General features: G+C 71.4%; 23 protein-coding genes and 1 tRNA gene. 10 read left to right on the plus strand and 14 right to left on the minus strand.

What is annotated here, in order from left to right; translation table 11 throughout:
- Positions 1 to 32 precede the first annotated feature (32 nt).
- The gene (locus tag IRX98_RS13330) at positions 33 to 1334 is read left to right on the plus strand and encodes an alpha/beta hydrolase (protein ID WP_224277483.1); all 1302 of its coding nucleotides are present in this window, start codon (positions 33 to 35) and stop codon (positions 1332 to 1334) included.
- Positions 1335 to 1991: a class I SAM-dependent methyltransferase gene (locus tag IRX98_RS13335; RefSeq protein ID WP_224277485.1), complete on the plus strand. Its 657-nt coding sequence runs from the start codon at positions 1335 to 1337 to the stop codon at positions 1989 to 1991.
- On the opposite strand, the gene IRX98_RS13340 is transcribed toward IRX98_RS13335, so the two are convergent.
- The 7 genes from IRX98_RS13340 to IRX98_RS13370 all read right to left on the minus strand — a co-directional run bounded on the left by IRX98_RS13340 (position 1947) and on the right by IRX98_RS13370 (position 7535).
- A complete protein-coding gene (locus IRX98_RS13340) occupies positions 1947 to 3053 on the minus strand; it encodes a glucosidase family protein (protein WP_224277487.1) in 1107 nt (368 codons plus the stop codon). The genes IRX98_RS13335 and IRX98_RS13340 overlap by 45 nt on opposite strands.
- Positions 3050 to 3793 (minus strand): class I SAM-dependent methyltransferase, encoded by a 744-nt coding sequence (locus IRX98_RS13345; RefSeq protein WP_224277489.1) that lies wholly within the window; start codon positions 3791 to 3793, stop codon positions 3050 to 3052. Before IRX98_RS13345 ends, IRX98_RS13340 begins: the two co-directional genes overlap by 4 nt.
- The gene (locus IRX98_RS13350) at positions 3780 to 5057 is read right to left on the minus strand and encodes a glycosyltransferase family 4 protein (protein WP_224277491.1); all 1278 of its coding nucleotides are present in this window, start codon (positions 5055 to 5057) and stop codon (positions 3780 to 3782) included. Before IRX98_RS13350 ends, IRX98_RS13345 begins: the two co-directional genes overlap by 14 nt.
- Positions 5058 to 5128: 71 nt before the next feature.
- On the minus strand, positions 5129 to 5542 hold the full coding sequence (locus IRX98_RS13355; RefSeq protein WP_224277493.1) for a hypothetical protein: 414 nt from the start codon (positions 5540 to 5542) through the stop codon (positions 5129 to 5131).
- Between the two features lie 5 nt (positions 5543 to 5547).
- Entirely contained in the window at positions 5548 to 6519 is a 972-nt protein-coding gene (locus tag IRX98_RS13360; RefSeq protein ID WP_224277495.1) for an NAD(P)/FAD-dependent oxidoreductase, read from the minus strand.
- Between the two features lie 30 nt (positions 6520 to 6549).
- Entirely contained in the window at positions 6550 to 7068 is a 519-nt protein-coding gene (locus IRX98_RS13365) for a hypothetical protein (RefSeq protein ID WP_224277497.1), read from the minus strand.
- The gene (locus IRX98_RS13370) at positions 7065 to 7535 is read right to left on the minus strand and encodes an Rv1363c family protein (RefSeq protein WP_224277499.1); all 471 of its coding nucleotides are present in this window, start codon (positions 7533 to 7535) and stop codon (positions 7065 to 7067) included. Before IRX98_RS13370 ends, IRX98_RS13365 begins: the two co-directional genes overlap by 4 nt.
- Before the next feature lie 100 nt (positions 7536 to 7635).
- Here IRX98_RS13370 and IRX98_RS13375 point away from each other — a divergent pair, with 100 nt between their 5' ends.
- A complete protein-coding gene (locus tag IRX98_RS13375; protein WP_224277501.1) occupies positions 7636 to 8292 on the plus strand; it encodes an ion channel in 657 nt (218 codons plus the stop codon).
- Between the two features lie 4 nt (positions 8293 to 8296).
- Here the strand turns inward: IRX98_RS13375 and IRX98_RS13380 are convergent, their stop codons facing one another.
- Complete coding sequence (locus IRX98_RS13380; RefSeq protein ID WP_224277503.1) at positions 8297 to 8860, minus strand: hemerythrin domain-containing protein; 564 nt, start codon at positions 8858 to 8860, stop codon at positions 8297 to 8299.
- A gap of 78 nt (positions 8861 to 8938) precedes the next feature.
- Between IRX98_RS13380 and IRX98_RS13385 the strand changes: the two genes are divergently transcribed.
- Complete coding sequence (locus tag IRX98_RS13385) at positions 8939 to 9454, plus strand: DUF1707 SHOCT-like domain-containing protein (protein WP_224277505.1); 516 nt, start codon at positions 8939 to 8941, stop codon at positions 9452 to 9454.
- Between the two features lie 46 nt (positions 9455 to 9500).
- Here IRX98_RS13385 and uvrB read toward each other — a convergent pair whose 3' ends face one another.
- Entirely contained in the window at positions 9501 to 11630 is a 2130-nt protein-coding gene (gene uvrB / locus IRX98_RS13390) for an excinuclease ABC subunit UvrB (RefSeq protein ID WP_224277507.1), read from the minus strand.
- 56 nt (positions 11631 to 11686) lie between these two features.
- On the opposite strand from uvrB, the gene IRX98_RS13395 reads away from it, so the two are divergent.
- From IRX98_RS13395 to IRX98_RS13405, 3 genes are all read left to right on the plus strand, one after another.
- Positions 11687 to 12484, plus strand: coding sequence for a hypothetical protein (locus tag IRX98_RS13395; protein ID WP_224277509.1), 798 nt, complete (start codon positions 11687 to 11689; stop codon positions 12482 to 12484).
- 16 nt (positions 12485 to 12500) lie between these two features.
- Positions 12501 to 12719, plus strand: a complete 219-nt coding sequence (locus tag IRX98_RS13400) for a hypothetical protein (protein WP_224277511.1) — start codon at positions 12501 to 12503, stop codon at positions 12717 to 12719.
- Between the two features lie 109 nt (positions 12720 to 12828).
- A complete protein-coding gene (locus IRX98_RS13405; protein ID WP_308044965.1) occupies positions 12829 to 14073 on the plus strand; it encodes a phospholipase D-like domain-containing protein in 1245 nt (414 codons plus the stop codon).
- 65 nt (positions 14074 to 14138) lie between these two features.
- Here IRX98_RS13405 and IRX98_RS13410 read toward each other — a convergent pair whose 3' ends face one another.
- Both IRX98_RS13410 and IRX98_RS13415 read right to left on the minus strand, forming a co-directional pair.
- Positions 14139 to 14729, minus strand: coding sequence for a hypothetical protein (locus tag IRX98_RS13410; RefSeq protein ID WP_224277512.1), 591 nt, complete (start codon positions 14727 to 14729; stop codon positions 14139 to 14141).
- A gap of 205 nt (positions 14730 to 14934) precedes the next feature.
- Positions 14935 to 15870, minus strand: coding sequence for a DNA-3-methyladenine glycosylase family protein (locus IRX98_RS13415; RefSeq protein WP_224277514.1), 936 nt, complete (start codon positions 15868 to 15870; stop codon positions 14935 to 14937).
- A gap of 53 nt (positions 15871 to 15923) precedes the next feature.
- On the opposite strand from IRX98_RS13415, the gene kynA reads away from it, so the two are divergent.
- Both kynA and pepN read left to right on the plus strand, forming a co-directional pair.
- On the plus strand, positions 15924 to 16778 hold the full coding sequence (gene kynA / locus IRX98_RS13420; RefSeq protein ID WP_224277516.1) for a tryptophan 2,3-dioxygenase: 855 nt from the start codon (positions 15924 to 15926) through the stop codon (positions 16776 to 16778).
- 140 nt (positions 16779 to 16918) lie between these two features.
- Positions 16919 to 19351 carry an aminopeptidase N gene (gene pepN / locus IRX98_RS13425; protein ID WP_224277518.1) on the plus strand — a complete coding sequence of 811 codons (2433 nt, stop codon included), beginning with the start codon at positions 16919 to 16921 and terminating at the stop codon, positions 19349 to 19351.
- A gap of 9 nt (positions 19352 to 19360) precedes the next feature.
- Here pepN and IRX98_RS13430 read toward each other — a convergent pair whose 3' ends face one another.
- Both IRX98_RS13430 and IRX98_RS13435 read right to left on the minus strand, forming a co-directional pair.
- Positions 19361 to 20203, minus strand: coding sequence for an SDR family NAD(P)-dependent oxidoreductase (locus IRX98_RS13430; protein ID WP_224277520.1), 843 nt, complete (start codon positions 20201 to 20203; stop codon positions 19361 to 19363).
- A gap of 38 nt (positions 20204 to 20241) precedes the next feature.
- Positions 20242 to 20315, minus strand: a tRNA-Gly gene (locus IRX98_RS13435).
- An 87-nt stretch (positions 20316 to 20402) separates the two neighbouring features.
- On the opposite strand from IRX98_RS13435, the gene IRX98_RS13440 reads away from it, so the two are divergent.
- The gene (locus IRX98_RS13440) at positions 20403 to 20873 is read left to right on the plus strand and encodes a tRNA (cytidine(34)-2'-O)-methyltransferase (RefSeq protein ID WP_224277522.1); all 471 of its coding nucleotides are present in this window, start codon (positions 20403 to 20405) and stop codon (positions 20871 to 20873) included.
- 10 nt (positions 20874 to 20883) lie between these two features.
- Here the strand turns inward: IRX98_RS13440 and IRX98_RS13445 are convergent, their stop codons facing one another.
- A complete protein-coding gene (locus tag IRX98_RS13445) occupies positions 20884 to 21690 on the minus strand; it encodes a resuscitation-promoting factor (RefSeq protein ID WP_224277525.1) in 807 nt (268 codons plus the stop codon).
- Between the last annotated feature and the right edge of the window lie 180 nt (positions 21691 to 21870).

Below are 21870 nucleotides of genomic sequence, written 5' to 3' on the forward strand. Positions count from 1 at the left end.
AGGACAGTAGTACCGGCCAGTAGATTGAGCAGGTGAGTTTCCTGCTGCGCCAAGGCGTCGTCGCCGCCCTGACCGCCAACGCCCTGCGTCCCAGCCGCGGTCGCCGCTCCGGCCTCGGCTCGTTCCTCGCCGGGTTCCTCTTCAACGAGGCCGCGCCCCAGGTGCTCGCGGTGACGGCGCTCGACGCCGCCACGCACCTGACCGCCGGGCGCCGGTCGGGGTTCCGGGCGAAGGCCGGACTCGCACTGGCCGGCGCGAGCGCGCTGGGCCTCGCGAAGGTGGTGCGCCAGAGCCGCAGGTCGGCCGACCGCTTCGAGGACGCGCTCGTCGAGGGCCTCGGCGTCGACTACGTCGAGCAGCTCGACGCCGTGCCCGACCCGGCGGACCTGGCCACGGCGTGGCGCCGACTGGCCCGCCCCTTCAACTTCGCCGACGAGGGCGTGCGTGTGATCAGCGACGTCCCCTACACCGAGGCCGGAAAGCGCGGGCACCTCGACATCTACCTCCCGGCCGGTGAGGACGCGATCAAGGACGCCCCGGTCCTGCTCCAGGTCCACGGCGGCGCGTGGACCGTTGGCGCCAAGGAGCACCAGGCCCGCCCGCTGATGAACCACATGGCGGCTCGCGGCTGGGTCTGCGTCGCGATCAACTACCGCCTCGCCCCGCGCGACGCCTGGCCCGCGCACATCGTCGACGTCAAGCGCGCGATCGCGTGGGTGCGCGAGCACATCGCCGACTACGGCGGCGACCCCGACTACCTCGCCATCACCGGCGGCTCCGCAGGCGGCCACCTCGCCGCGCTGGCCGCGCTGACCCCTGGCGACCCGGCCTTCCAGCCCGGTTTCGAGGACGCCGACACGAGCGTCCGGGCCGCGGTCCCCTTCTACGGCGTCTACGACTTCGCCGGCTCGACCGGGCTGACGAACGCGATCGGGATGCGCGACGCCTTCCTCGGCCCGCGCGTCATGCAGACGACGTGGACCGACTCCCCCGACGTCTACGAGGCCGCCTCCCCCATCCTGCGGATCACGCCGGACGCCCCCGACTTCTTCGTCATCCACGGCGACCTCGACTCCCTCGTGGCCGTGGACCAGGCGCGGCTCTTCGTCGCCGAGCTGCGGCGCACGTCGCGCAAGTCGGTGGTCTACGCCGAGCTGCCCGGGGCGCAGCACGCCTTCGACGTCTACCACTCGATCCGCAGCACGTACGCCGTGCGCGCGGTCGACCGCTACCTCTCCTGGCACTGGAACACCTGGCGCCACGGCCTCGACGCGGACAGCGGCGTCGAACCCGGCGACCTCGACGGCGACGCCCGCACCGACCGGAGCGCCTAGGTGACGCTTCCCGCCGACCTGCTCGAGCACGCCCGCGCCGCGAAGGGCTTCATGCCCGAGGACGAGGGCGCCCTCCTGCACCGCTGGGCGGTCGAGCGGCTCCCGCACGGCCCTGCTCTCGAGGTCGGCACCTACTGCGGGAAGTCCGCCGTCTGGCTCGGCGGCGCGGCCCGCGAGGCCGGCGGCACCGTCTTCACCGTCGACCACCACCGCGGGTCGGAGGAAAACCAGGCTGGCTGGGAGCACCACGACGACACCCTCGTGGACGCCGAGCTCGGCGTGATGGACACCCTGCCCACCTTCCGCCGCACCATCGCCGCTGCGGGGCTCGAGGACCAGGTGGTCGCCGTCGTCGGTCGCTCGGAGACGGTCAGCCGCTGGTGGCGTACGCCGCTCTCGCTGCTCTTCATCGACGGCGGCCACGGCGTCGAGCCCGCCCGCGCCGACTTCCGCGGCTGGCCGCAGTGGGTCATGCCCGGCGGCGTGCTGCTCATCCACGACGTCTTCCCCGACCCCGCGGACGGCGGTCGCCCGCCCTACGAGGAGATCTACCTCCCCGCGCTGGCCGGTGGTGCCTTCACCGAGGTGGAGGCGGTCGGCTCGATGCGGGTCCTACGTCGTACGGCGGGGGCCGCCGGCGACCCGGTCGCCGACTGAGCCGTCCTCGGGCAGGCACCCGCACTCGAGGCCGATCTCCGCGAAGTCGGGGGCCAGCGTGGTGCCGCGCATGATGTCGGCACCCGGCGTCCCGTCGGAGAGCGCGTCGACCGCGAGGATCACCGCCGCCGCGGTGTAGGTGGTCTGCTCGTGCGGCCAGTTCACCTCGTCCGGCCAGACGTAGCCGGTCCAGTAGGACCCCTCGTCGGTCCGCAGGTGCTGCATGTCGGCGAGCAGGCGCAGGGCCCGCTCGCGGTCGCCGATCGCGTCGAGCGCGAGCACCAGCTCGCACGTCTCCGCGCCGGTCACCCAGGGGTTGGTCGACACGCAGCGGATGCCGAGGCCGGGCTCGACGAAGGTGTCCCAACGCTCAGACAGCAGGGCGTGGGCGGCCGGCCCACGGACGGCGCCGCCGAGGACGGGGTAGTACCAGTCCATCGAGAAGGTCGACTTGTCCAGGAAGAGGTCGCGGTGCTCGCGCAGCGCGTGGCCGAGGCGGCCGCCGGCCAGCTCCCACTCGACCTGCGGCTCGTCGACCAGCTCGGCGAGCGCCACGCCTGCGCGCAGCGAGTGGTAGATGCTCGACGACCCGGCCAGCAGCGCGTCCTCGTTCACGCGGGCCGGAGCACCGTCGCGCCACTCCTGCGACCACGCGACGCCGCCGAACGGCAGCTGGAGGGACACGACGAAGTCGAGCGCCCGACGCACCGTCGGCCACATCCGGCGTACGAAACCCTCGTCGCGCGCGACCAGCCAGTGGTGCCAGGTCGCCACGGCGACGTACGCCGACATGTTGGTCTCGCCGGAGTGGTCCTCGACCTCGCCGACGACGATCTTCATCGGCCACGACCCGTCGGCCCGCTGCGTGGAGACCGCCCACGCGAAGGCGCGCTCGGCGGCCTCGCGCTCGCCGCCGACCATGAGCGCCATCGCCGACTCGAGGTGGTTCCACACGTCGGTGTGCTCCCCCGGCGTCCACGGGATCGCGCCGGACGGCTCCTGCATCGCCACGATCGTGGCCGCCGTCTGCTCGACCTGGGCGCGGGTGAGGACCTGCGTCATGCCGGCTTGCGGAAGTAGAGCACCATGCTCTTGCCGATGAGCGGGTCGAGGACCTTGCCGGCGTACTGGAGCGCCTTGGGGTTCTTCATGATCTCCCACACCAGGAGCTTGTGGTAGCCCTTGGCGAGCGGGTGCTCGTCGTTGGTGACGCCCACCGCGCACTTGATCCACCAGTAGGGCGTGTGCAGGCCGTGGGCGTAGTCCTTGCCGGTGAAGACCATCGCGTCGCCGGGCGTGCCGTCGTTGGAGCGGCCGGCCTTGGTGACCTTGTCGACGAGCTCCTCGGACGTGTAGATGCGGATGTGGCCGCCCTCGGCGTTGTGGTAGTCGTCGGAGAGCTTCCAGTTGACGATCTCCGGCAGCCAGCGCGGGACCGAGATCGCGAGCGTGCCCCCCGGGCGCAGCACCCGGACCAGCTCCTTGATCGCGTCGACGTCGGCGTGGATGTGCTCGAGCACCTCCGCGGCGACGATGCGGTCGAACTCGCCGTCGGCGAAGGGCAGGGCGAGCGCGTCGCCCTCATTCACGTCGGCCTCGGCCCCGGCCGGCACCTCACCGGCGTCGCGCATCGCGGCGAACCACTCGCGCACGGTCGCGAGCTCGTCGGCGTCGCGGTCGAAGGCGATGACGTCCGCGCCCCGCTTGTACATCTCGAAGGCGTGGCGCCCGGCGCCGCAGCCCATGTCCAGCACCCGGTCGCCGGGGCGCAGGCCCAGGCGGTCGAAGTCAACGGTCAGCACGGTGGCTCTCCTCCTGCTCGCGCGGACCCCGCTCGCGGCGGAAGTCGGCGATGGTCTCCTCGTAGGCGGCGGCGGTGGCCTCGGCGACCGCGCGCCAGCTGAACAGCTCCTCGACGCGCGCACGCCCGGCCGCGCCCATCGTCGTACGCCGCTCGGGGTCGTCGAGCAGCGCGGCGATGGCCTGCTCCAGCTCGAAGACGTCGCCCGGGGTGACGAGGTCGGCGCACTCGCCGTCGGGGCCGACGACCTCGGGGATGGCACCCGCGCGCGAGACCACCAGCGGCGTGGCGCAGGCCATCAGCTCGGCGGTGGGCAGTGAGAAGCCCTCGTAGAGCGACGGCACGCAGGCCACCTCGGCGGAGCCCATCACCGCGACGAGCTCCTCGTCGGTGACGCCGCTGACGAAGGTGACCTTGTCGGCGATGCCGAGCTGGTCGATCAGCTGCTCGGTGCGCCCGCCCGGCTCGGGGCGGGTCACCAGCACCAGCGACACCTCGCGCTCGACGCTCAGCTTGGCGAAGGCCTCGAGCAGGGTCGCGATGCCCTTCATCGGGGCGTCGGCGCTCGCCATGGCCAGGATCCGGCCCGGCACACGCGGCGCGGTCGGCGGCGCGAAGACGTCGTCGACGCCCAGCAGGATGGTCTGCATCCGGTCGGGGTCCACGCCGAAGTCACGCGCCACGTCGCGTCGCGAGGACTCCGAGGGCGTGAGCACCTTGCGGAGGCGGCGCGCCACCTTGGTCTGCATGCGCAGGAAGCCGTACCACCGGCGCAGCGTCATCCGCTTGCGCCAGGTGGGCGCCGTCTGGAGGTCGATGCGGCGGTCCATGGTGATCGGGTGGTGGATGGTCGCGACCACGGGCAGGCCGTAGGACTCGAGCTCGAGGACGCCCGGCGCCAGGACCTGGTTGTCGTGGGCGATGTCGAACTCCCCGGCGCGCTCCTCCATCAGCCGCGCGATGCGCGACCCGAAGGTCTTCGGCTCGGGGAACCCGGCCGTGCACATCGTGAGGAACTCCTCGACGTCGATGCGGTCGCGGAACTCGCGCAGCTTCGGCACGCGGAAGGGGTCGGGCTCGCGGTAGAGGTCCAGGCTCGGCACCTTGGTCAGCCGCACGCCCTCGTCGAGGTCGGGGTAGGGCTGGCCGGAGAACACCTCGACCTCGTGCCCGAGGCGTACGAGTTCCCGGCTCAGGTGGCGGATGTAGACACCCTGGCCGCCGCAGTGCGGCTTGCTGCGGTACGACAGCATGGCGATGCGCACTGTGGTCTGCCTTTCGCGCTCGATGAAGCCCCCATTATGCCTACTCGTCGGTAGGTGCCGACCGCGCAGGGTCAGGGACGCGACACGACCCGGAACTCGTGGTCGAACGTCGCACCGGCGGCGTCGTACGGGCGGACCTCCACGTGCGCCACCCGGCCCTTCACGCCGGCGCCGACCGGCGCGTACGTGAGCCCCTGCTCCACCGCCTCGACGATGCGCCCGCGTCCCACGAGCAGCTCGTCCGACGGCGCCGCGATCCCGAGCTGGCGGAGGACCAGGACGCAGACCGCGTGGATCGCCCGCTCGTCGGCGGAGTCGTAGCCCAGCGCGTAGGACTCGTCGTCGCGAGGCGGCCGCACGGCGAGGCGGACCGTGAGGTCGACGAGCACGAGCAGGTCGTCCTGCGCCACCACCGGGCACCCGGTGAGCACGTAGTCGCGGTCGCGCAGGTCGACGCCCGAGGGCTGGCGGGTGAAGAGGCCCATGACCCTCACGCCTCGCTGGAGTGACCGGGGAAGACGTGGGCCGACGGGTCCAGGACGACAGCGGCGTTGTTGACCGCGGTGGCGGCCTCGCCGAAGCCGACGGCGATCAGCCGGACCTTGCCGGGGTAGTCGGTGATGTCGCCGGCGGCGAAGACGCGCGGCAGGTTGGTGCGCATGGCGGAGTCGACGACGACGTGGCGCTTCTCGGTCACCAGCCCCCAGCGCTGGATCGCGCCGAGGTCGGCGATGAAGCCGAGCGCGGCCACGAGGGCCTGCGCCGGGACCACCCGCGGCTCGTGGCCGTCGACGGTGATTTCCACCTCCTCGAGGTGGGCGTCGCCGCGCAGCTCGGTGACCTGGGCACTGGTGATGATCTCGACGCTCGAGGCCTTCACCTCCGCGACCGTGCGCTCGTGGGCGCGGAAGGCCTCGCGCCGGTGCACCAGGGTCACCGTGGACGCGACCGGCTCGAGGTGCTGGGCCCAGTCGAAGGCGCTGTCGCCTCCCCCGACGATCACCACGTCCTTGCCGGCGTAGGGCGCAAAGCTCGGCACGAAGAACTCCATGCCGCGCCCGACCCAGCCCTCACCCGCCGGGAGCGGCCGGGGGCTGAACTTGCCGATGCCGGAGGTGATCAGCACGGCACGCGCGGTGACCGCGGTGCCGTCGTCGAGGGTGACGACCACCTGGTCCTCACCGTGCTCGAGAGTGGTCGCGGTGCGGTCCAGGAGGTACGTCGGCGCGGCGGTGGCGGCCTGCGCGACCAGCCCCTCGACGAGGTCACGTCCCTTGATGCTGGGGAATCCCGCGACGTCGAGGATCGCCTTCTCGGGGTACATCGCGGTGATCTGCCCGCCGAGCTCGGGCAAGGAGTCGACGACCGTCACCGACATCCCACGGAAGCCCGCGTAGTAGGCGGCGTACAGGCCGGTCGGACCGGCTCCGATGATCAGCAGGTCGGTCGTCACGTCGTCCACGCTGTGATCCTCGCGTCCGGGACGCCCTGCTCACAAGGCATCGAGCTCGCTGACCTTCCACGCGCCGTCCACGTCCTCCAGGGTCACCAGCACCCGGTCCAGGTCGAGGAGCGGCTCCTCGAGCCCGCGACCGGTGGTGCGCTGGTTGACGAAGACCAGCACCCGCGCTGCGTTGGCCGTGGCGGTCACAAGTGCCGTGTCGACGACCTCCGCGGAGACGACCGTCCGGTCGCGCCGGCCGGTGGTGCCGGTGCCGGCCATCGTGCGGTCGTAACGGGTCTGCATCGCGGCGGTCATCAGCGCGCGCGCCTGTGCCTTGTCCTCGGCGAGGGTGTCCCAGGAGTAGCTGTAGGCCCAGGCGGCGGCCTCCGCGGCGACCGCCCGGACCTCCTGCTTCACGGCCTGCGAGGCGACGGTCGCATCGCCGGCCTCGGCGGAGGTGACCGACGTCGTGTCGGGACTCCCCTCACGCACCAGCCAGACGAGGGCGACCGCAGCAGCGACCACCAGGATTGTCAGCACGACGCCCGCGCGCCTGACCGCGCTCATCGGACGAACTCCACCGCGCTGGTCAGCCAGCGCCCGTCCTCGCGCACCAGGTCCAGGCGCAGGCGGTAGTAGCGCACCTGCCCCTCGGCTCCGGTGCCGCTGTTCGTCACGGTGCTGTTGGCCGCGACGAGGACGGTCGCGGAGTCGTCGTCGAGGTCGCCGACCCCGAGGGCCACGACCTCGCCGGTCGAGGTGGCCTCGGTGCGCTCGGCCTCGCTGACGAGCGTGTCGCGCTGGGCGGCGTACTGCTCGGCGAAGTCGCCCGTCGCGCCGGCGAGCACGGCGTCGACGACGGCGTCCATGTCCTCGTGGTCGACGGTGAGAAAAGCGACCGCCTCGGCGCGCGCGGCCGCGGAGACCTCGCGCTGGGCGGCCGAGAGCCCGGCATCGACGTCGCCCCGCGACGACCAGACCAGGCCGATGGCCACCAGCAGCCCGACGAGGACGACGGTCAGGCCACCGACCACCCAGCGATCCGCTCGCCCAGTTGCTCGTCCCACCACGAGCCGAACCTAGCCCAGCCGAGCGCCGCGACGGTGCACATCTGCGTGCCTAGACTCCCTCCTCGTGAAGCGACCACTGGGACAACTGGGCACGCACCCGTCCGCCTTGCTGCTGGGCGCCCAGCTCCTCCAGGTGCTGCTGTGGCCGTTCCTCGACGACTCGGTGGTGGGCCGGGCCGGACTCGGGACCATCGGCATGCTCGCGGTGGGCGCCGCCGTCCTTGCCGTGCGGCGTACGCCGTCAGCGAGCCGCGTCGTCCTGTTCCTCGGGGCCCCGGCCATGGTGCTGACGCTCGTCGAGCCGGTCTTCCCCGACAACGACGCAGTCGTGCTCGTCTCCGGACTGCTCCACGCGCCGTTCTACGTCTACGTCTCGTACGCGATGCTGCGCTACCTGTTTCACGACGACAAGGTGACCACCGACGAGTACTACGCCACGGGCGCGGCCTTCACCGTCGTGGCGTGGGCCTTCGCCTACGCCTACTCCGTCGTGCAGGTGCTGTGGCCGGACTCGTTCTCCAGTCCGTCCGGCTCGGACCAGAGCTGGTTCGAGCTGCTCTACCTGTCCTTCTCGGTCCTGACGAGCGTAGGGCTCTCGGACATCGTCGCCGTGGGCGCGCAGGCCAGGTCGATCGTCATGGTCGAGATGATGACCGGGGTGTTCTACATCGCGATGGTGGTCTCGCGCATGGTCGGGCTGACGATCCTGCGTCAGCGCTGAGGGCTCACTCCTCGGAGTCGTCGTCCTCGTCGTCGAGAAGGCCCTCGCGCTCGGCGGCGGCGACGATGCGGCGGACGTTGTCGATCGAGCCGCAGTCGGCGTCGAGCTGCTTGTTGCGCTCGGTGGCAAAGGCGGTGCCGAGCTCGGCACGCACCTGCTCGCCGACCTCCTCGCGGGCGGGGTTGAGGATGGTGAGCTCCTCCTCGGTGAGGTGGTGGTTGAGCACCTTGGCGAGCTCCTCGACGGCGTCGTCGAAGGCCTGGGTGTCGGTGCCCTTGAGCTCCAGCACGGCCAGCATCGCCTCGTGGCCCTCGGCGTGCTCCTCCTCGCCGTGCTCCGCCTCGTGCTCGGTGATCGCGTCCTTGCGGCGCAGCTTGGGGTAGACGTGCTGCTCCTCGGCCTCGGCGTGCGCGACGTGGAGCGCGGCCAGCGCGCGGCGCACGGCGTCGCGGTCGGAGGTGCTGTCGCGCAGGTCGCGCAGCAGCGCCTCGAAGCGCCGGTGGTCGTCGAGGATCAGGTCGATGACGTCGCCGGAGACGGGGCGACCGAGGTCGATGGAGGTGCTCATGACCCGAACCTAGCCACTTCGTGCGACAGCGGCACCACACGACCGCCCGACCGGGTGGGCTGTCCCTATGCTGGAGGAGTGCCGGGCATCGAGGTGTGGAGCCAGTTCGACCACGACCCGCGCCGCCCCGACAACGCCCCGATCCGGGCCTCGGACCGCGACCGCGCCGTGATCGAGGGCGTCCTCGCCGACGCCTTCGCCGAGGGACGCCTCACCCGCGCCGAGTACGACGAGCGCACCGAGGCCGCGCTCTCCAGCCGCACGCTCGGCGACCTGGTGCCCCTCGTCGAGGACCTGCCCGTCGCACGGGCGCCGCGGGCAGGGAGTGTCGACCTCCAGCAGCAGGCCGTCCGGAAGTGGGAGGCCGACCGTCGGGAGGCGCTGCTGGGGCTGATCGGGCTGTCCGCGCTGCTCTGGACCATCTGGGCCGTCACCATGTGGGGCGAGTTCCCCTGGCCGCTGTTCCCCATGGGCTTCGCCCTGATGAACCTCGCGCGGGTCGTCGTGAACAAGCGCGACATCGTCGAGGAGCACGTGAAGCGCATCGAGAAGAAGGAGCGCAAGGAGCTCAAGCGCCGCGAGGACGACCTCTAGCCGCGACTCACTGCACGAGAACGCAGCCAGCGTGCGTGCTGGGCGTTCACTTCGTCGCCTCCATCATCTGGCGGAGCTCCTTCTTCAAGTCGCTGATCTCGTCGCGCAGGCGTGCGGCCACCTCGAACTGCAGCTCGGCGGCCGCGGTCTTCATCTGGTCGGTCAGGCCCTGGATCAGCTCGGCGAGGTCGCTGCTGGGGATGCCGGCGGTGTCGGGGGCCTCCGCGTGGATCCGCGACAGGGCGGGCGTCGGCGACTTCCCGGCCTTCACTCCCCCGGCGCGACCCTTCTGGCCGACGTCGGCCCAGGTGCGGAGCAGCTCCTCGGTGTTCTCGTCCTCGCGGGCGAGCATCTCGGTGATGTCGGCGATCTTCTTGCGCAGCGGCTGGGGGTCGATCCCGCGCTCGGTGTTGTAGGCGACCTGGATCGCGCGACGACGGTTGGTCTCGCCGATCGCGTTCTCCATCGAGGGCGTGATCTTGTCGGCGTACATGTGGACCTGGCCCGACACGTTGCGCGCTGCGCGACCGATGGTCTGGATGAGCGACTTGTCGGAGCGCAGGAAGCCCTCCTTGTCGGCGTCGAGGATCGCGACCAGCGACACCTCGGGGAGGTCGAGGCCCTCGCGGAGCAGGTTGATGCCGACCAGGACGTCGTACTCGCCCATGCGCAGCTCGCGGAGCAGCTCGATGCGGCGCAGCGTGTCGACCTCGGAGTGGAGGTAGCGGGTGCGGATGCCGGCGTCGAGGAGGTAGTCGGTGAGGTCCTCGGACATCTTCTTGGTCAGCGTGGTGACCAGGACGCGCTCGTTCTTGTCGGCGCGGGTGCGGATCTCGTGGATCAGGTCGTCGATCTGGCCCTTGGTCGGCTTGACGACGACCTCGGGGTCGATCAGGCCGGTCGGGCGGATGATCTGCTGCACCGTGCCGTCGATGCCGCCCACCCGGTCGAGCTCGTAGTTGCCGGGGGTCGCGGAGAGGTAGATCGTCTGGCCGATCCGCTCGAGGAACTCCTCCCACCGCAGAGGCCGGTTGTCCATCGCGCTGGGCAGGCGGAAGCCGTGGTCGACGAGGTTGCGCTTGCGCGACATGTCGCCTTCGTACATCCCGCCGATCTGCGGCACCGCGACGTGGGACTCGTCGACGACGAGCACGAAGTCCTCGGGGAAGTAGTCGAGAAGGGTGTTGGGCGCGCTGCCGGGCTTGCGGCCGTCCATGTGCATCGAGTAGTTCTCGATGCCCGAGCACGAGCCGACCTGGCGCATCATCTCGACGTCGTAGGTGGTGCGCATCCGCAGCCGCTGGGCCTCGAGCAGCTTGCCCTGCTTCTCGAAGGTCGCGAGCTGGTCAGCGAGCTCGAGCTCGATGCCCGTGATCGCCTTCTCCATGCGCTCCGGGCCGGCGACGTAGTGGGTGGCGGGGAAGACGTGGAGCTCGGTGTCCTCGGAGATCACCTCGCCGGTGATCGGGTGGAGCGTCATCAGCCGCTCGATCTCGTCGCCGAAGAACTCGACGCGGACCGCCAGCTCCTCGTAGACCGGGAAGATCTCGAGGGTGTCGCCGCGCACGCGGAAGGTGCCGCGGGTGAAGGACATGTCGTTGCGCGTGTACTGGATCTCCACCAGGCGGCGCAGCACCGAGTCGCGGTCGTGCTCCTCACCGACCTTGAGGCGCAGCATCCGGTCGACGTACTCCTGCGGGGTGCCGAGGCCGTAGATGCAGGACACCGTCGAGACCACGATGGTGTCGCGACGGGTCAGCAGGCTGTTGGTCGCGCTGTGGCGCAGCCGCTCGACCTCCTCGTTGATGGAGGAGTCCTTCTCGATGTAGGTGTCGGTCTGGGGGACGTAGGCCTCGGGCTGGTAGTAGTCGTAGTAGGAGACGAAGTACTCGACTGCGTTCTCCGGGAAGAGCTGCCGCAGCTCGTTGGCGAACTGGGCGGCGAGGGTCTTGTTGGGCTGGAGCACCAGCACCGGGCGCTGGACCTGCTCGGCCACCCACGCCACCGTCGCGGTCTTGCCGGTGCCGGTCGCGCCGAGCAGCACGACGTCCTGCTCGCCGCCGTTGATCCGCTCGACGATCTCCTTGATCGCCGCCGGCTGGTCGCCGGAGGGCTCGTAGTCGGAGACCACCTTGAAGGGGGCCACCCGGCGCTGGAGATCGGTGACTGGACGCATGCGTCGAGCCTACGGGCCGCCACCGACAACGGACGCCGAGCACTACCCTCGCTGCCATGCGGCCACCGGACCACGTGCTCGACCTCTTCGTGGCCGACGGTGTCCTCGAGCCTCTCGCGGGTGGGCAGGGCACCAGCTGGCGGGCCGGGGACCTCGTGCTCTCCCCCGACCGTGACGCGACCCAGCTCGGCTGGCTGGCGTTCGCCCAGGCGCGACTCGCGGTCCGGCTCGACCAGGAGTTCCCACGCTCGCTCCGACTGGCCCTGCCCGTCCCAGCCCGCGACGGGAGGATCGTCATCGACGGCTGGGCAGCCACCCGCTTCGAGCCCGGCACGATGCCGTGCCACGACCTCGCAACGCTGCGGGCCACCGCCCACCTCCTCCACGCGCGTCTGGCCGTCGCGGTGGCGGAGCGACCGGACGACCTCGACGCCCGCACCGACCAGTGGGCGGTCGCCGAGCGCCTGGCCCACGACGGCGACGCGGCGCTCCGGGCAACCGGCCTGCGACCCGAGCCGGGACACCACGACCTCGTCGCTGCGCTGGTCGCCGGACTGGATGCCACCGACCTCGGCCGCGAGCAGCTCGTCCACGCGGACCTCGCCGGCAACCTGCTCCTCGACGCGTCGCTCACCCCGTTCGTCATCGACCTGTCCCCCGCGTGGCGCTCGCCGCTGTGGGCGGAAGCGGTCTGCGTCCTCGACGCCGTGCTCTGGTTCGGCGCCCCCGACGACGCGCTCGACGACTGGCGGGCCGGTGTCCGGCGGCAGGCGATGCTGCGGGCAGCGCTCTTCCGGGTCTTCTCGGACCAGCCGTGCGACGTGGCGCGATACGCCGCTCTCGGGCTGGCCTGAGCCCTAGGCTGGAGCCATGGAGGACCCGAAGGACGAGGCGGCGGGCGCCACCCGGCGCCAGTGGACGATCTTCGTGTCCTGCGGGTGGGCCCTGCTCGGCGTGTGGTCGCTGTCAGCCGGCGACCGGTGGATCGGCGTGATGTGGCTTGCGCTCGCCGGGCTCAACGTCGCCGTACTGCTCTCCCCCCGGGCCGCGGCCCGGATGGATGCTCCGCTCTTCCCGAAGAAGCGCTGACCCAGCGGCTCAGCGCCATCGGTCGAGGGTGACCACCCGGACGCATGGCTTCACCGTGCCGACCGCGTCGTGCAGGTGCTGGAGTGGACTCCGTGGCTAGATTGTCCGCGTGACCGTCGCCCGCTTGTTGACCACCGCGCGGCGGACCCTGCTCGGCCTCCTCGGACTGCAGGTCGGGCTGGCCGTCGCGCTGTCGCTGGTCGACTCCTACCGCCGCCGCGGCAAGAAGCCGAAGCCGTTCCCCGTGACCGGCCCGGAGACGGTGCCGGTCGGCGACGGGCTCATCACGACCTACACCTTCGGGCGCGACCTCTACGACGACATGCTCGCCGCGATCGACGGGGCGAAGAAGCAGATCCTCTTCGAGACCTACATCTGGAAGGGCGACGAGATCGGGTGGAAGTTCAAGACCGCCCTCACCGCCGCCGCTGACCGGGGCGTCGACGTCCACTGCATCTACGACGGCTTCGCCAACATGGTCGTCTCCCCCGCCTTCAAGCGGTTCTCCCCCTCGCTGAAGGTGCTGCGCTACCCCGTCTGGACCGCCGGCCTGCGCTTCTGGGACCTGCGCCACTACGGCCGCAACCACCGCAAGATGCTGGTCGTCGACGAGGAGGTCGCCTTCCTCGGCGGCTACAACATCGGCTCGGCGTACGCCACCGAGTGGCGCGACACGCACGTGCGGATCACCGGCCCGGGCGTGTGGGACCTCAAGCGTGCCTTCGCCGACTTCTGGAACCTCAACCGCCGGCACCGCCTGCGCCGCAGCGAGCGCCCGCTCCTGCTGGAGACGGCCTCGCACTGGGACCCGCAGATCCGCATCCACCGCAACAGCCCGCGGCAGTGGAACTTCCCGATCCGCAGCATGTACCTCGAGGCGATCAACCGCGCCAGCCGCAACATCTGGCTGACCACCGCCTACTTCCTGCCCGACCAGGACTTCGTCGACGCGCTGACCGACGCGGCGCGCCGCGGGGTCGACGTACGCATCCTGCTGCCGCTGAAGTCCAACCACATCGTGGCGGACTGGATCTCGCGCGGCTACTACGGCCAGCTCCTCGCGTCGGGTGCGCGCATCCTGCGCTTCAAGGACGCGATGGTGCACGCCAAGACCGCCACCATCGACGGCAGCTGGGCCACGGTCGGCACGGCCAACATCGACCGGCTCAGCCTGCAGGGCAACTACGAGATCAACATCGAGGTCATCGACCCGGACTTCGCCGCGGTGATGGAGCGGGTCTTCCTCACCGACGAGGGCAACTGCCTCGAGCTCACGCTCCACGAGTGGGAGGCGCGCGACCTCAACAGGAAGTTCACCGAGAGCTTCCTGGCGCCGCTGCGCCCGCTGCTCTGAACAGGTGTGTCCCTGTTGGCACCCCCGGATGCCGCAACCTTCCGGTCGTGGGCCGCTGGGCCGGCCTATGCGACTGGCGGCGGATCGACCCAGTTCTCGTAGGTCTCCAGCAGCGTGTCCCGACCTTCGCCGCCCTTGAGGTGACGACTCACGATGACGGCCGTTGACATCAGGGGGCTGTGCTCGTTCAGGGGCCCCGCGATGACGGGCTGGTTGTGGAACACGTCTCCGGATCGACCGCTTCCGACTTTCCACACCCATCCGTTGGTGTGGGCGAGCACGTTGCCGAGGTGTCGCGCCACGCCGTCGATGAGCCACAGAGTGTGCGGAGAGAAGTGTTCCAGCCCGTAGCCCGTCGAGGTGGTGAACCACGACGGCAGCGCGCTCAGGTCACCGAGGCCTTCCACCGGGGCCGCCGGCGACCAGCGCTCCGGAGGATTCGCAGGTTGATAGAGGTCCTGCCAAGAGAACAAGGGCGCGACCGCAACCCAGACGTTGCTGAGGGATGAGGGGGCGAAGTCGCTGACGAGAGCGGAGTCGGCGCCCTGGTCCTGGAGAGTCTCCGCCAACCGCGCTGCACCGGCCGGCATCTCTGCCAGGAACTGGTCCAGGTAGGACTGGGCCTCCCGTCGGCTCAGCGTGTGGAAGATGGGCACGATCGTCCTCCGGTCGATGGGCATGCGGAACGTGAACTCGACTTGTGCAGGTCGAGCATGGTCGATGAGTCTCCGACGTGCTGCTGGTGCAGGTGGTCGCACATTGAGGTAGCCATCTGGGGCCACGAGGTCCGGGACGCCCACGCCAGGACGACTGTGCGGTCACCGTGGTGCGGCAAACGCACCAAGATGACCGCACTCCGCCTCACCTCGTCGGCAGGTGCGTCGGGACGCTCATCCGCGGCCCGCGGCGGGGTCGTTGCTGACCGCCGGCCATCGCCATCGCAGCCGCCCGGCCGCGGTGGGGGCGGTAGGGCTCGAGGAGCTCGGCCATCTCGTCGTCGGTGATGTCGTGGCCCACGAGCGTCCAGCCGATCCAGTTGGCGAGGTGGTAGTCACCGAAGCTCACCGCGTCGGGGTCGCCGAGAGCCCGCTGACGCACCTCCGCGCTGGTCCACACGCCGATGCCGCGCACGGAGCGCAGCCGCTTGTCGGCCTCCTCGACCGACACCTCGGTGATCCGCTCCAGCGACGACGAGAGCCGGCACGCAGTGACGAGGGTGCGGGACTGGGCGGGCTGGACGCCGAGCCGCAGCCACTCCCACGACGGGATCGCGGCGATCGTCGCCGGCGTCGGCTGCACCATCAGCCGCAGGGCCGCGACGGGGCCCGGCGCGGGCTCGCCGTGGCGGCGTACGAGCTCGCGGAAGGAGCCGAAGGCCTGCTTGCCGGTCACCTTCTGCTCGAGGATCGACGGCACCAGCGACTCCATGACCAGGCCGGTGCGGCCGATGCGCCAGTGCTGGTGGCTGCGCCAGCCGGCTGCGACCTCGGGGTGGTGGTGCGCCTCGAACCCGGTCGGGTCGTCGTCGGCGCCGAGCAGGCCCGGCATCGACTCGAGCGCCCAGTCGGCGCCCGGTCCCCACGCCCGGCCGAGGACGTCGCCCGTCGAGGGGCGCGGCAGGATCGCCAGCGTCGCCAGCCCGGTCGGCGTACGCATGGCGCGCCAGACCCGTCCCGAGTCCTCGTGGCGCTGGGTCGGGTCGCCCGCGCCGCGACGCTGCGGTCGCAGCACCTGCGCAGGAGAGCACGGCCAGTCCGGCACCCAGGTGCGGGTGCGCTCGGGCTCGGCGGGGGGCATGGCGTCGACGGTAGACGAGGCCACCGACCGCGACGAAGGATAGGTTGCCGCCCATGGGTGAATCACCGAACAGGCGCGACCTCGAGGACGGCATCGAGAAGGACTTCTCGCGCTCGATGTCCTACGGCGACTACCTGCGGCTCGACGTCCTGCTCTCCGCCCAGCAGCCCCTGTCGGACCCCCAGCAGCACGACGAGCTGCTCTTCATCGTGCAGCACCAGACCAGCGAGCTGTGGCTCAAGCTGATGATCCACGAGTTGCGCTCGGCCCGCGCCTTGCTGCGCTCCGACGACCTGTCCCCCGCCCTCAAGCGGATGGCGCGGATCAAGCACATCCAGCACACGCTCACCGACCAGTGGTCGGTGCTGGCGACGCTGACCCCGAGCGAGTACGCCGAGATCCGCCCGTTCCTCGCCACCAGCTCGGGCTTCCAGTCCGCGCAGTACCGCGAGGTCGAGTTCCTGCTCGGCAACAAGAACGCCGACATGGTCGACGTCTTCTCCCACGACGAGGGCGCGCGCGCCGCGCTCGACGAGCTGCTGCACGAGCCGTCGCTCTACGACGAGTTCCTCGCCCACCTGGCCAGGCAGGGGTACGCCGTCCCGCAGCGGCTGCTGGACCGTGACTGGACGCAGCCGCACACGACCGACCCCGACCTCGTCGAGGTCTTCGCCTCTGTCTACGCCGCGCCCGCCGAGCACTGGGGCGTCTACGAGACCTGCGAGGAGCTCGTCGACATCGAGGACGCCTTCCAGCAGTGGCGCTTCCGCCACCTCCAGGTCGTGCAGCGGGTGATCGGGCACAAGGTCGGCACCGGTGGGTCGTCGGGCGTGGACTTCCTCCGCCGCGCGCTCTCGCTCACGTTCTTCCCCGAGCTGTACGAGGTCCGCACGCGCATCGGGCAGTGAGGCGCCGGCTGCGTCCGCCCACCCAATTGGGGGCAATCAGGTCGCGGCCCTGCGCGTGCCGGGCGGTGTCGGCCTAGGCTGCACACGTCGCTCGCCTCGGGCGTCGTACGCACCGCCCGCCCTCGAGTGAGGACCACCCCGTGCCCGTCCGCAGCCTTCGGCAGGAGGAGGCCGTCGAGCGCGCGGCCCTCCTGTCGGTCACCTCCTACGACATCGCGATCGACCTCACCGGCCTGGTCGAGGGCCCTGACTTCCGCGCGGTCAGCACGATCCGCTTCACGGCCACCGCGGGCGCGTCGACGTTCGTCGACTGCTGCGCCGAGGTCGAGTCGGCCACGCTCAACGGCCAGCCGCTGCCCGAGCCGCAGGAGGGCCGGATCGGACTCGACGGGCTCGCCGAGGACAACGAGCTGGTCATCGCCACCGTCCAGCGCGACACCCAGCACGGTCGCGGTGTCCACCGCGCGGTCGACCCCGGCGACGACAACGTCTACCTGTGGACCTCGTTCGAGCCCGACGAGGCGCGCTACGTCTGGGCCTGCTTCGACCAGCCCGACCTCAAGGCGCCGCACGCCTTCACCGTCACCGCGCCGGCCGCGTGGACCGTCGTGAGCAACTCCGGCGACCCGCTGGTCGAGGACGTCGACGGTGGCCGGCGATGGACGTTCGAGCCGACCCCGGCGCTGTCGACGTACAACCCGGTCGTGGTGGGCGGGCCGTTCGTCGAGGTGCGACAGGACGCCGGTGGCTACGACCTCGGCCTCTACGCCCGCCAGACGCTCGCCTCGGCGCTGGAGCGCGACGCCGAGCAGCTCTTCACCCTCACCGCGCAGGGTCTGGAGTTCTTCGGTGACCGCTTCGGCATGCCCTTCCCCCAGCGGTCCTACGACCAGGTGTTCCTGCCCGAGTTCGGCGGGGCGATGGAGAACTACGGCTGCGTCACGTGGTCCGACAGCATCCTGCGCCGCCACGAGCCCACCACCGCCGAGTGGCAGGTGTTCGCCAACGTGCTGCTGCACGAGATGGCGCACATGTGGTTCGGCAACATCGTCACGATGCGCTGGTGGGACGACCTCTGGCTCAACGAGGCCTTCGCCGAGTTCGCCTGCATGTGGGCCGCCGAGCGCGCCACCACCTACGGCGACACCGCCGCCAACAACCTCGTCGGCGACAAGCTCAACGCCTACCTCGCCGACCAGGGCCCGGCCTCGCACCCGATCCGCCAGCCCGTGCCGACCGTCGCGGACGCGGAGTCGATCTTCGACTCCATCACCTATCCCAAGGGCGCGGCGGTGCTCAAGCAGCTCATGCACTTCGTCGGCGAGGACACCTTCTGCGTCGGCATGAGTGCCTACTTCGCCGAGCACGCGTGGGGCAACACCACCCTCGACGACCTCGTCGGGGCGCTCGAGCGGGCCAGCGGCCGCGACCTCCAGCCGTGGCGTACGGCCTGGCTGGAGACCGCCGGTGTCGACCGGCTCGGCATCGAGCAGACCGACGACGGGCTCGTGCTCACCGCGCTCGGCGCGCACGGTACACCGCACCCGCAGGTGGTGGGCGTGGGCGCCTACCGCCGCTCCGGGGAGACGCTCGAGGAGGTCGGCTCGGTCCGCGTGGAGGTGGCGGTCGAGCGCACCCCGGTCGAGGGCCTGCCCGACGCCGACCTCTACCTCGTCAACCACGACGACACCACCTTCGCCACCACCCGACCCGACGCCGCCGGGCGCGAGGTGCTGGTCAGCCACCCCTCCGGCCTGCCCACGACCCTGGCCCGGGCCGTGGCGATGGCCACCGTGTGGGACATGCTCTGCAACGGCGCCGCCACGGCGGCCGAGGCGGTGGGCGCGCTCACCGACGTGCTCCGGGTCGAGACCGTCGAGACGGTGGCTGAGCCCTGCCTCGAGCTCGCCCTCTACGCCGCCCAGGGATGGGCACCGGAGTCCGAGCGCGCCGGCCTCGAGGCGCAGGTCGCCGCCACCGCGCGCCAGATGGTCGATGCCGGAGTGTCCCGGCAGGCGGCCCTGCGCGCGCTGGCGGGCACCGCGACCGGCGCGGACGACCTCGCCGCCGTGCGCGAGCTGGCCGGCGACGACCTCGACCTGCAGTGGTACGTCCTCGAGCGCCGGGCCGAGCTCGGCGAGGTGGACGCCGACGCCGTGCAGGCGCTGCAGGAGCGGGACCCCGACCCCGACGCGTGGGTCCGCGCCCTCGCCGTACGCGCCAGCTCGCCGTCGGCCGAGGCCAAGGAGGAGGCGTGGACCGCCGTGGTGGGGCGCACCGTGCCCATCCAGGCCGCGCGCACCGTGGCGGCCGCGTTCTGGCGCCCCGGCCAGGACGACGTGCTGGCGCCCTACGCCGCGCGTTACCTCGAGGCCGTCCCGACCCTGCACGAGGGCGGGATGATCCCGGGCCTCGCCCTGACCGCCAGCCTCTTCCCGGTGTACGCCGTCGACGAGGCGTGGGTCGCGCGGGCCCGCGAGGTGGCGGCCGCCGAGGCGGCGCCGGTCGTGGTCGGCTCGCTCACCGAGCGCTCCGAGCTGGTGCTGCGGATGCTGCGCGCCCGCGCGCTCTGAGGGCGGGGCTCAGCCGAGCCCGGCGAGTGCGGCGGACCGCTCCCACAGCCCGTCGATGATCGCGCGGTCGCTCGCCTGCTTGTTCTCCCGACCGTCGGGGGTGAAGCGGCTGAAGTAGCGGCCGTCGAGGTCCCGGTCGGCCCCGCGCTCGGCGAGCGCGACCAGCGGCGCCGCACCCTCGGGGACGCTGATCGTGGCGAAGCGCTTCAGCGGCGTGCGGTAGAGCAGCCCGACGACCCGCGAGTCGCGACCGAAGGAGCTCCCCACCGGCCCGGGGTGGACGGCGACCGAGACGATGCCGTCGCCGGACCAGCGGGCCGACGCACCACGGGTGAAGACGATGTTCATCAGCTTGCCGGTGCCGTAGGCCGGGAACTCGCGCGCCTTGCGGTGCTCGTAGTCGAGGTCGTCGAGCACGACCTTGCCCAGCAGGTTGGCGATGCTGGAGGTGTTCACCACGAGAGAGCCACCTGCGGCGGCGAGCTTCGGGTGGAGGAGGTTGGTGAGCAGGAAGGGCGCGAGGTGGTTGACCTGGAAGTTCGGCTCGTGGCCGTCCGCGGTCAGGCGCGACGGGGAGAAGGTGCCGCCGGCGTTGTTCATCAGCACGTCCAGCGTGCCGACGCGCTCGGTGACCTGCTCGGCCAAGCGGCGTACGTCGTCGAGGCGGGAGAAGTCGGCGATCAGGGGCTCGGTGCCGACGGCCTGCGCGACCGGCCGCAGCTTGTCGAGGGAGCGGCCGGTGACGTGCACCGTCGCGCCCCGCGCCGCCAGCACGCGTGCCGCCTCGGCGCCGATCCCGTCGCTCGCCCCGGTCACCAGGACCGTACGGCCCGCCATCGTCTGCTCAGTCATGCCCCGAGCCTAGGCGCGGCCTGCTGAGGAGGAAGAAGTGGAGCGGACGCGAGGATTTGAACCTCGACCATCTCCCTGGAAGGGAGCCGTGCTGCAACTACACCACGTCCGCAGGACCGGCCCTTGCGAGCCCACAGGTGACAAGTGTGGACCACTCCCCCGGCCGCCCGGCCACCGGGTCGGCGGCTAGGTTGACGCCGTGTTCCACGTGATGTTCCTCGAGCCCCGGATCCCGCCCAACACGGGCAACGCGATCCGCATGGTGGCCGGGACCGGAGCGACCCTGCACCTGGTCGAGCCGCTGGGCTTCGACCTGTCCGAGCCGCAGCTCAGGCGCGCCGGGCTGGACTACCACGACCTCGCGTCGGTGGTGGTCCATCCCGACCTCGACACGGCGCTCGCGAGCGAGGCGCTGGCGGGCTCGCGGGTCTTCGCGTTCACCGCGCACGCGACGCGCTGGCACACCGACGTGGCCTTCGAGCCCGGCGACGTGCTGCTCTTCGGGCCGGAGCCGACCGGACTCCCGGACGAGGTGCTGGCGCACCCCCGGGTCACCGATCGGCTCCGGATCCCGATGCTGGCGGGCCGCAGGTCACTCAACCTGTCGAACTCCGCAGCCGTGGTGACCTACGAGGCGTGGCGCCAGCAGGGATTCCCCGGCGCCGAGTGATCGGTCCGGGTCAGAGGAGCCGACCGCAGGTGGGCCACGGCGAGCGGCCGCGCTGCTTGTAGAGCAGCTTCGCGCGGAAGGTCTGCTCGCCGGCCGACGCGGCGGTCGGGAGGCCGGAGCCGCCCACGCTGCGCCACGTGCCGAGGTCGAACTGGTAGAGCCCGTAGTAGCCGGCCGGGTTCACCGCACGCGGGTTGCCACCCGACTCGCAGTTGGCCAGCGCGCCCCAGTTGAGGCCGTCGGCGCCGGCGACGGCGTACGCCTTGCGCCCGACGAGGACGCGGCGCGGACGCGGGTCGCGGAGCATCTTCTTCTTCACCACGCGGTACTTCACCGGCTCGCCGTTGTGCAGCGTCTTCATCGCGACGACCTTGCGGACACCGGGACGGCCCTCGCGCACGACCTTGCGGACGCCGGGCTTCAGCTTCGTGGTGAAGACCTCGACGGTGCCGCGACGGACCTTGGTGCGCTTGGTCTTGCGCTCCTTGACCACGTCGGTGACGCGTACGACGTCACCCTGGCGCAGGCGCTTGCGCTTGCCCGAGACCTCGCGGCCGTCGCGCACGACGTCGACCAGGTCGTTGCCGTCGGCGGGGACGCCGTAGGCCTCGAGGAGCTCGCCGGGCCACGCCCGGGGCGTGAAGGCGACCTCGACGGGGGCCGCGTCGGCGACCTTGAGGCGTACGTCGACCGGCTCAGCACTCGAGGCGGCGGACGCGCTGCCGGGGACGAGGGTCAGCGCGAGCGCGGACGCGGCGATGGTGGCGGCGACGCCGCGGGAGCGGGCGAACAGGGCAGGTGTGGTGGTGGCACGCACGTGCTTCGGACCTCACATGATCGGGGGTACGCCTCCGGGGCGCTCGGACACGGCGCCGTCTCGGGCGCCGGGACCACGGCCAGCGCTCGCCTCGCGAAGGGAGGCGCCTCGTCGTCGAGGGGGCGGCTGCGGTGGCTCCACCAGAACACGGTGCGCGCGCGAGTGTCGAATCGACCTTGC

This window comes from Nocardioides lacusdianchii (assembly GCF_020102855.1).
Lineage (GTDB): Bacteria > Actinomycetota > Actinomycetes > Propionibacteriales > Nocardioidaceae > Nocardioides > Nocardioides lacusdianchii.

Bases quoted from the DNA above. Each gene is read 5' to 3' on its own strand.
- IRX98_RS13340 (WP_224277487.1), bottom strand. From the start codon at position 3,053: ATGACGCAGGTCCTCACCCGCGCCCAGGTCGAGCAGACGGCGGCCACG.
- IRX98_RS13355 (WP_224277493.1), bottom strand. From the start codon at position 5,542: ATGGGCCTCTTCACCCGCCAGCCCTCGGGCGTCGACCTGCGCGACCGC.
- IRX98_RS13365 (WP_224277497.1), bottom strand. From the start codon at position 7,068: ATGAGCGCGGTCAGGCGCGCGGGCGTCGTGCTGACAATCCTGGTGGTC.
- IRX98_RS13380 (WP_224277503.1), bottom strand. From the start codon at position 8,860: ATGAGCACCTCCATCGACCTCGGTCGCCCCGTCTCCGGCGACGTCATC.
- uvrB (WP_224277507.1), bottom strand. From the start codon at position 11,630: ATGCGTCCAGTCACCGATCTCCAGCGCCGGGTGGCCCCCTTCAAGGTG.
- IRX98_RS13395 (WP_224277509.1), top strand. From the start codon at position 11,687: ATGCGGCCACCGGACCACGTGCTCGACCTCTTCGTGGCCGACGGTGTC.
- IRX98_RS13400 (WP_224277511.1), top strand. From the start codon at position 12,501: ATGGAGGACCCGAAGGACGAGGCGGCGGGCGCCACCCGGCGCCAGTGG.
- IRX98_RS13415 (WP_224277514.1), bottom strand. From the start codon at position 15,870: ATGCCCCCCGCCGAGCCCGAGCGCACCCGCACCTGGGTGCCGGACTGG.
- kynA (WP_224277516.1), top strand. From the start codon at position 15,924: ATGGGTGAATCACCGAACAGGCGCGACCTCGAGGACGGCATCGAGAAG.
- IRX98_RS13430 (WP_224277520.1), bottom strand. From the start codon at position 20,203: ATGACTGAGCAGACGATGGCGGGCCGTACGGTCCTGGTGACCGGGGCG.